This is a genomic window from Bacillus sp. HY001, from assembly GCF_007558965.1.
GTDB classification, from domain to species: Bacteria; Bacillota; Bacilli; order Bacillales; family Bacillaceae_G; genus Bacillus_A; species Bacillus_A mobilis.
The window spans coordinates 1-459 of record NZ_VLTE01000286.1; the positions used below are offsets into that span (position 1 = coordinate 1).

The window sequence follows — 459 nt, forward strand, 5'->3', positions numbered from 1 at the left end:
CTAGTGTCAAGGCATCCACCGTGCGCCCTTTCTAACTTAACCAAACTAAAAATTAAAAAATATGAGCTACACTGTTATCTAGTTTTCAAAGAACATACCATTTGCTATTTAAAATAGCTTTTTGGTGGAGCCTAGCGGGATCGAACCGCTGACCTCCTGCGTGCAAGGCAGGCGCTCTCCCAGCTGAGCTAAGGCCCCAAAAGTTGTATGGTGGGCCTAAATGGACTCGAACCATCGACCTCACGCTTATCAGGCGTGCGCTCTAACCAGCTGAGCTATAGGCCCATACAAATTGCAGGATTTATTTATATCATATCCTCATTTAAGAGTCAACATTGAATTGAACTCTCAAAACTAAACGAAAACGAAACACGGAAACTTATATTGATGAACAGCGTTCATCAATTCTCCATAGAAAGGAGGTGATCCAGCCGCACCTTCCGATACGGCTACCTTGTT

The 459-nt window shown here is 43.8% G+C and carries 2 tRNA genes; both read right to left on the reverse strand.

Going from position 1 to position 459, the window contains the following annotated elements:
• Positions 1–122: 122 nt before the first annotated feature.
• A tRNA-Ala gene (locus FOT98_RS31330) sits at positions 123–198 on the reverse strand.
• A 10-nt stretch (positions 199–208) separates the two neighbouring features.
• Positions 209–285: transfer RNA gene (locus FOT98_RS31335), tRNA-Ile, on the reverse strand.
• Positions 286–459 lie beyond the last annotated feature (174 nt).